Source organism: Pseudoalteromonas sp. S8-8 (assembly GCF_000497875.1).
GTDB classification, from domain to species: Bacteria; Pseudomonadota; Gammaproteobacteria; order Enterobacterales; family Alteromonadaceae; genus Pseudoalteromonas; species Pseudoalteromonas arctica.
This window is the reverse complement of the sequence record NZ_AUTR01000040.1, coordinates 64,464-71,170: the sequence shown is the minus strand read 5'-3', so window position 1 is coordinate 71,170 and position 6,707 is coordinate 64,464. Positions and strand designations below refer to the sequence as shown.

Here is a 6,707-nt window from a genome sequence, read left to right as displayed (position 1 = left end):
TCATAGGTAGGTACTTAAGAAAAACATTAAGTACAGCCTTAAAAATTTGGCTCTACCCCATACTGAAATACTCCTGTTTTTCGATCGCGTTTGGGGTGTGCCCTAGCAGCATTTTTCCTCAGAAAGTCAAATGCTCCATTAACTGCATTTAACAATCCTTTCCTATGCTTCCTAATAATCGCTGTTAATATGCCAATCCACCAAACACCCGTTGTTTTTGCTACTGTCATTGTAGACATTTCAGTTTTGAATATCTTTTCAATACAGCCAGTTAAAAACCTTTTAAGCGTGGTTACTATTAAACTTACATAAATTAGCGCCTCTTGTAAGGTTGCGTTTGATGTTTGAAAGCCGCGTAAATTATTATAAGACTTACACTCCTTAAAAAGTAATTCAACCTGCCAGCGTAACCTATATAATTTGCCTATTTCAGTCGCTGTAAATTCATCAATAGATAAATTAGTGACTAAAAATGTATATTGTTTTTCTTTTTTTGACCAATACCCAACGACTCTTGTTAGCTTGTTTTTTATGCTAACATTCATATCAATAAGATCATTTTTAGGTAATTCGGGGAGCAATTCACATAACTTTGGGGAATGACTTCCTGTTAATTCCTGTCCATTTTGCTTAAAAGCATTATGTACTCTGACTGCTTTTAACCCCTTAGCTCTTAATACGTAAAATCCTCCTGCTTTATCTAATTCATGAATATAACTACCTGAATAATACCCTCTATCAGCAAGTAACAACTGTCCTTTCAACTCTTTAAATGTTGGAAGTTCTTCACGTTCAGAATAACTGTCTGGTGTTATACCTGCTTTTTCAAAGCAACCTTGCGTTAAATTTAAAGTAGCATGCAATTCAATCGCTGCTGGACACGTATTTGAAAATCGCCCAGGAAAAACATCTTTTAAAGAACGATGAAGCATAATAGAGCTACCGTCCTGAATTAAAATATTCTCAAACTTGAACAAATCTTTTTTCGTGTACTTAAGCGCATCATTTATCCAACAATTAAAAACTCTATTTGTTACCTCTCGCATTAGTTCAGCTAGTTCAGGTTTAACTAACTGGTTATGAAAAGGCTTATACTTAATAGACTGCCCTGTTAGCTGATTATAAACTCTTAATATTTCGGATAAATAGATCGTTTTTTTATCCCCAAGCGCAGCAACAAGACTAACAACCATATGAAATGCGGTAATATTTCTTTCTCTTTTAGTAAATGCTACTTGTTTACCAAGTCGGTTCAGTTTTTTTTCACTTAGGATACTTTTTAACTTATTAATAAAAATGTTAGCATTCATTTGAAGCTCTTTTCTTGATTCTGTGGTTTGTGTGGTAACAACCATTTGATCATGAATTGAGCTTCAACTCAATTTCTTAAGATCTTACCTATGACATCCATATAGGCAACAAAGAGTAAATAGCCCCTAGGAAGAACCCTTTGGGCAGCGCCTGTTTGGCATTAATGCTACGTTATCACCTATTTATGGGGAATAACCACACTACATAGGCTCTGCCTTGCCTAAATACCAAACAGACTGCTGCAAACTTAACCTTGAAAGTTCAACAGACCCTAGTGTGTTGGTTCCGCCTTTTTGCGGCTCATAATTTTACCTGCGATGCTTTGCACAGTGCCTTTTAGTAAGCTGCGTTTGTTTTCAAGCCGTGGTAATGGGCGACTAAGCTCCATTGCTTTGTAACCAATACGCGCTGTAAAAATACCGGCACTGACACCTTGCGCAGCCCGCCCCGAAAGCTTACCTAAAAGCTCAGCACTTAATGCAGTTGCAGCAAGGTCAGATACAAGCTCAGCACTGCCTACAAACATTACTTGTTTTATCAGCATACGGTATAACTTTATACGGCTCGCGTAGCCAAAACCAATGCCGTAAATTTTACCAATTTGTTCTATTAACTTAGTACCGCGCCAAAGCACAGCCATCATATCCACCAGCGCAAGTGGGCTTAGGGCAACTAGCAGTGCAGATTCAGTCGCAAAACGATTTATAAGCTTTTTAGCTTTGGTGTCTTGGGTTATTAATAAACTATTGGCGTACAGCGTCATTATTTCTTTGTCGCTGTGATGCGTCGCTACTTGGTTTTTAAAGGTTTCAAAGTTATCAAGCTCCTGGTGTTTATTGAGCTTTTCAAGCCAAGGTAATGCACCGCCTACTTGCTCGCTGTTTAAAAGCCTGTCGGCTTCAACTCGGTGCAATTGGTTACGCTTTAAACTGCGCAGCATTCGGTACTCTCGCCACAATAAGCGCCCTATTAGCAGCACACCACTTACAACCGCGGTTAAATAAACACTGCCTAAAATAATTGACTGCTCGAAAGCAAATAATAACGAGTATGCAAACTCTAAAAGCACCAGTACTATAAAACTAATAGCAAAAACACCTTTAAGTGTTTGCCACTTTGACTTTTTGTACACAGGTTCCAGATCTATTTCTGGCTCTAGTGCTTCATCTTCAAGTTCTTCGTAATCACTTTGTCCGTGCTGAATAATTTTTGCAGGTGCTAAAACGGGTTCGTTTTGCTCAATGTTTTGCGTATCTATACGACGCCCTGCTTGAAATGGTTGGTTTGACTCACTCATGTTAATTTGTCTCCTAGCAGGTACTGCATGACATGATCTAATCGAATATGTTTTAGTTGTTTATCGGGGCTCGGCATTGGAGAGAACGATAAAAACTCAAATCCCTGTGCTGGCCACTCACTTTTATTAAGCATTCGCGTGGGGGGCTGCGGCGGTAAATACGTAAGCCAATCAGGCTCGTTTAGCGGTTTACCGTAAATGCAGTCAAGCGTTTGGCCTTTGTCGGTAATTTGGCGCGGCTGCGTTGCTGTAATTGACGACATGGCCATGGTTTCTATTTTTACACCATCAAACTTTAAATGATTACTTTGCTCATGCACGAGCGAATCAAGTAGCAGTGCTAAATCTTTATGGTGCTTAGCACTTATATGATCTGACTTATTAGCTGCAAATAATATTTTGTCTATGTTGGGCTTAAATAAACGTTTAAAAAAGCCTGACTCACCGTAATTAAAGTGTGCGAGTAATTGGTTTATTACACAGCTTTGCTCTTGGAGTGTTTCGTGCCCTTCGTTTAGCGCACTAAGTACATCTACAAGTACGATTTGGCGATCGAAGTGTCTAAAATGCTCATTATAAAATGGTTTTACAACTTCTTTTATATAAGCGTTAAAGCGCTTAATTAAATGCGCTAAATTAGAACCCGCAACGACATCGTCACTATTTACTTCACCCGATACCGGGAAAAACAATAGCAATGGCGCGCCTTGTAAGTCGCCAGGCATTAGCATGCGCCCAGGTTGTAACATGGCAAGTTTGGTGTCTTTTTTAAGCCCGACTAACATGCTTTGATAAAGCTGAGCAATATGGGCAAGTGCGTTTTCATCAACGGGAGCGTTTAAGTCAAGTTGCTCAACGGCCGCTAAAAAATCACTTGATGTGTTTACGCGCGAAGGTTGAGTTAATAACGGGTATTGCTGCTCGCACCATTGAGAATAGCTTTGCTCAAGCATAGGTAAATCAAGGAGCCATTCACCCGGGTAGTCAATAATATCTAAATAAAGCGTTGATTGCGGCGAAAAGTGGCCGCGCAGCCCTGCATTACTCTGATACTTTATTGCCAAGCGCAGCGTATTAATCCGCTCGGTTGATGCAGGCCATGTAGGCATCCCATCGCTGGGTAATAATGAATTTAGCGCGCGCGTATAATTAAACGTAGGGACTTTTAACGCTTCTTGCGGCACAACTTTAGTGGCCACATGGCGGTGCTCGCGCATTACATCAAAAAAAGGTAAGTTTTTATCGTCTGCTTGGGTTGTTAAGTGTTTAACAAGCGCGGTAATAAAGGCTGTTTTACCACTACCACTTAGGCCCGTTACGGCAAGTTTTACGTGTTGGTCTAAACTGCGATGAAGGGCTTTTTGTGCTTTGCCTTTAATACTTTTAAAGGTCTTTTTTGCAAATGATTGGCTCATAAAGTGTCTTGCACCTAATTTGCCGTAATTTATCACGCTGCAAATAAGGTGCTATTAAATCCTTTAAAGTTTGTTAATTTCACGGCTCACCGTAAACTCGCTTGAAGTTACATGGCGCTCCATATCTTGAAGGCGAGTATCTACACGCGTTAAACGCTCTTTTAAATCTTGCAATGCGCGGCGCGGTGGCTCGCCCTTTTGCCATACTTTAAATTTTACTTCTAGCGGATCGTCATGCTTAGTTGAGCTTTTTGTTTGCGCTGTTGCGGGCTCTTTTTTATCTAAAATGAACCAGGCTGCAATATACGCTACCACAAATAATGGGCCACCCGTTAGCAGTACCGCACTAACAAATATAATGCGAACTAACCATAACTCCATATTAAAGTAGTCACTTAATCCCGCACATACACCGGCTATTTTACCGCGTTGTGGGTCTCTTAATAATTCGCGTTTGGCACTCATACTTTGCGTCTCCATTGTGGTGACTCTTGATCAAGCAATGCTTCAAGTGTTTCTAACCGATCGGCCATTTTTTCTGCCTTTTGCGCAAGCTCAAGTAATTGGCGATGCTCGTGTTCACTTAAACCTTGGCTTACTTGTTTTTTGCTACGGTAGTGCAAAATTAGCCACAGCGGAGCAACAAAAATCATAAACAAGATAAATGGTGCAACTAGTATCTCTGGATCAAACATAATCCTCTCCTGACAATCCGTTTTGATGTTTTTAAGCTGGGGCACATGGGCCCCATATATTTTTATATGTAATTATTTATCAGCTAGCTTCTTTTTAAGTTCGGCTAGCTCATCATCTATCTTTTCATTTTTTTGTAGATTAGCAATTTCGTCCGCTAACGTCTTTTTACCTAAATCGTAAGACTCAATTTGAGATTCTAGTCCATCAATTTTAGTTTCGTAACGTTCAAAGCGGTTAAGTGCGTCTTCTACTTTTGAGCTATCAAGTGTCTTTTTCACTTCAAGACGCGACTCAGCCGAACGTTGGCGAAGTATAATTGCTTTTTGACGAGATTTCGCATCTGCTAGCTTTTCTTGTAGTGTCGTTACTTCTTGCTGTAATTTCTCAATATGAGACTCTACATGTTCAAGTTCACTAGCGACTGAAGCAACGGCATCTGCCGACTTTTGCTTTTCAAGTAGGGCTGAGCGCGCTAAATCGTCGCGGTCTTTACTTAAAGCCAGTTCGGCTTTATCTTGCCAATCACTTACCTGTGCTTTAAGCGTATCTAAGCGGCGTACGATTTCTTTTTTCTCAGCCAATGTTTTAGCTGATGTAGAACGTACTTCAACAAGCGTATCTTCCATTTCTTGAATAATCAGACGAACCATTTTTTCTGGGTCTTCTGCTTTATCTAAAATGGCGTTGATATTAGAATTAACAATATCTGCAAAACGTGAAAAAATTCCCATAACATTTACCTCTGTAATTAAAACTTAGTTAGTCTGCTATAACTAGTATCAATATGCTTGCCAACTTTTTAAAAGTTAAAATACACTTTATTTTCATTACGTTAAACTAAATATACAAATTTCTTTAGTTATCCCTACTTATGAAATACACTAACTGTTAGTAAAAATGACCAAGAGTTAGGAAATATGAGCCAATATCGCCAACAGGATAATTTACTCGGCCAATCAGATAGCTTTCTGTCTGTATTAGATCAGGTATCGCAACTGGCTAATTTAGATAAACCGGTACTTATTATTGGTGAACGCGGCACAGGTAAAGAGCTAATAGCAGCACGCTTACACTTTTTATCAAAGCGTTGGGATCAAAACTACGTAAAACTTAACTGTGCAGCACTTAACGAAAACTTACTCGAAAGTGAATTGTTTGGCCACGAAAGCGGTGCTTTTACGGGGGCAAGCAAACGCCACGAAGGTCGTTTTGAACGCGCTAACAGCGGCACACTGTTTTTAGATGAATTAGCTAATACCTCAGCTATGGTACAAGAAAAATTGCTGCGCGTTATAGAATACGGTGAGTTTGAACGTGTTGGCGGCAAACAAACTGTAAAAGTAGATACACGCTTAGTGTGTGCTACAAACGAAGACCTCCCTTATTTGGCTGAGCAAGGTGAATTTAGAAGTGACTTACTCGATCGCCTTGCCTTTGATGTAATTACCCTGCCGCCACTGCGCGAACGCCAAGACGATATTATGCTTCTTGCTGAGCAGTTTGCGATGAATATGGCGCGCGATTTAGAGTGGGAACTGTTTAGCGGTTTTACCCGAATCGCAACAGAAACACTGCTTAGTTATGATTGGCCTGGTAATATTCGTGAACTTAAAAATGTGGTTGAACGCAGTTTGTATCGTCACGGTAGTGAACATATCCCCGTTCACCAGATTATTTTAGACCCATTCGATAGCCCATTTAGACCAAAAGCGCGCATTAAAGCACCTATAGCGGCTCAAACTGTTAATGCCGAGCCTATTGTTGTTGCGCCGCCGATTGCTCAAGCAAGCAGTAATATAGCCGTTGATATTCAATTTCCGTGCAGCTTAAAAGAGCGCTCAAACGACTTTGAAATAAACATGATTAATAAAGCGCTCGAACATAGCCAATTTAATCAAAAGAAAACTGCAGAAGTACTTGGTTTAACGTATCATCAATTACGTGGTTATCTTAAAAAATACAACTTGTTGGATCAACAATAGTCAGAG

General features: G+C 39.9%; 7 protein-coding genes. 1 reads left to right on the top strand and 6 read right to left on the bottom strand.

Features of this window, described 5'->3' with window-relative positions; translation table 11 throughout:
- Positions 1-38 precede the first annotated feature (38 nt).
- The 6 genes from L659_RS0114265 to pspA all read right to left on the bottom strand — a co-directional run bounded on the left by L659_RS0114265 (position 39) and on the right by pspA (position 5,450).
- Positions 39-1,310: an IS4 family transposase gene (locus L659_RS0114265; RefSeq protein WP_024590080.1), complete on the bottom strand. Its 1,272-nt coding sequence runs from the start codon at positions 1,308-1,310 to the stop codon at positions 39-41.
- A 272-nt stretch (positions 1,311-1,582) separates the two neighbouring features.
- Complete coding sequence (locus L659_RS0114260; RefSeq protein WP_024590988.1) at positions 1,583-2,608, bottom strand: TIGR01620 family protein; 1,026 nt, start codon at positions 2,606-2,608, stop codon at positions 1,583-1,585.
- On the bottom strand, positions 2,605-4,023 hold the full coding sequence (locus L659_RS0114255; protein WP_024590987.1) for a YcjX family protein: 1,419 nt from the start codon (positions 4,021-4,023) through the stop codon (positions 2,605-2,607). Before L659_RS0114255 ends, L659_RS0114260 begins: the two co-directional genes overlap by 4 nt.
- A 63-nt stretch (positions 4,024-4,086) precedes the next feature.
- The gene (gene pspC, locus L659_RS0114250) at positions 4,087-4,488 is read right to left on the bottom strand and encodes an envelope stress response membrane protein PspC (RefSeq protein WP_024590986.1); all 402 of its coding nucleotides are present in this window, start codon (positions 4,486-4,488) and stop codon (positions 4,087-4,089) included.
- On the bottom strand, positions 4,485-4,718 hold the full coding sequence (pspB, locus tag L659_RS0114245; protein ID WP_024590985.1) for an envelope stress response membrane protein PspB: 234 nt from the start codon (positions 4,716-4,718) through the stop codon (positions 4,485-4,487). The genes pspC and pspB overlap by 4 nt, the downstream gene beginning before the upstream one ends.
- Positions 4,719-4,790: 72 nt before the next feature.
- Entirely contained in the window at positions 4,791-5,450 is a 660-nt protein-coding gene (gene pspA, locus L659_RS0114240; RefSeq protein ID WP_002958333.1) for a phage shock protein PspA, read from the bottom strand.
- A 186-nt stretch (positions 5,451-5,636) separates the two neighbouring features.
- Here pspA and pspF point away from each other — a divergent pair, with 186 nt between their 5' ends.
- Positions 5,637-6,701, top strand: coding sequence for a phage shock protein operon transcriptional activator (gene pspF, locus L659_RS0114235; RefSeq protein WP_024590984.1), 1,065 nt, complete (start codon positions 5,637-5,639; stop codon positions 6,699-6,701).
- The last annotated feature ends 6 nt before the right edge of the window (positions 6,702-6,707 follow it).